Annotated in this window: 1 protein-coding gene and 1 pseudogene; both read left to right on the top strand. The window is 45.8% G+C overall.

Features of this window, described 5'->3' with window-relative positions; genetic code table 11:
- Window positions 1-429, top strand: a pseudogene (locus tag E0D98_RS24980) (conjugal transfer protein TraE); the annotation flags it as partial.
- An 89-nt stretch (window positions 430-518) separates the two neighbouring features.
- A partial coding sequence (gene traF, locus E0D98_RS24975; protein ID WP_165941069.1) for a conjugal transfer protein TraF occupies window positions 519-825 on the top strand: 307 nt, incomplete at its 3' end.

The following is an 825-nucleotide window of genomic DNA, read 5'->3' as shown; positions in this document are numbered from 1 at the left end:
CTGACGGCTCTGGCTGACTGGTTTTATCTCAACCCGGAATGGCTGAACGGCAGGGTACGTTATCCTTTAAGCCGTGCCGGTGAGTGGCCAGCCACACAGGATGCGTTCTGCCAGCTTATTTCAGCCAGCGATAATGTGGATATTATTATCTGGCACAGTTTTCCTTTTGCCGGTGTTCATTCACAGGAATATTGCGGTGTACTGTTCCGCAAGAAAAAAGAAATTAATAAAGCCATCATTTATCCTGTACTTTCTTTATCACCTGTAAGAATGAATAAGGAAAAAGAAAACTGGTTTCACACTGCCCGCAATTTATATGCAAAGACATCCGTCCGGACCGTAACGCTTCGTCCGGCACAGGCAGAATATCTGATGACAGGAAAAATATTACCTGCTGAGTTATTCAGTATACCGTTATTACCCTGGTAATAACGCAGAGAAAAAACCAATAAATTTTTAATGGCACAGTCGTGTCATACCGTTGCTGTACCCAAAACACCTCAAACCAGGAAACTGAAATGATGATGAATATGCACATTACCCGAACTCTCATCGCATCTGCTGTTTTATTTTCCTTTAATTCAACAGCCGCGACTTCATATTTTGAAGCCCGCAATGATGCAATGGGGGGAACCGGGGTAGCCTCCTCTCACTACGGTGTGGCACCTCTGGCAAACCCGGCCCTGCTGACAAAAGCAGGTCCGGAAGATGACTTCAGTCTTCTGCTTCCGTCCGTTGGTGGGCAATTGTCCGATCCGGGTAATATCAGTGACAACGCAGACAAAATCAGTGATGACTGGAAAGCCTTTGATCGTGCCATCGACA

The sequence above is a fragment of the Escherichia sp. KCJ4928 genome, assembly GCF_004352695.1.
Lineage (GTDB): Bacteria > Pseudomonadota > Gammaproteobacteria > Enterobacterales > Enterobacteriaceae > ECMA0423.
This window is presented reverse-complemented; position numbering and strand designations above follow the sequence as displayed.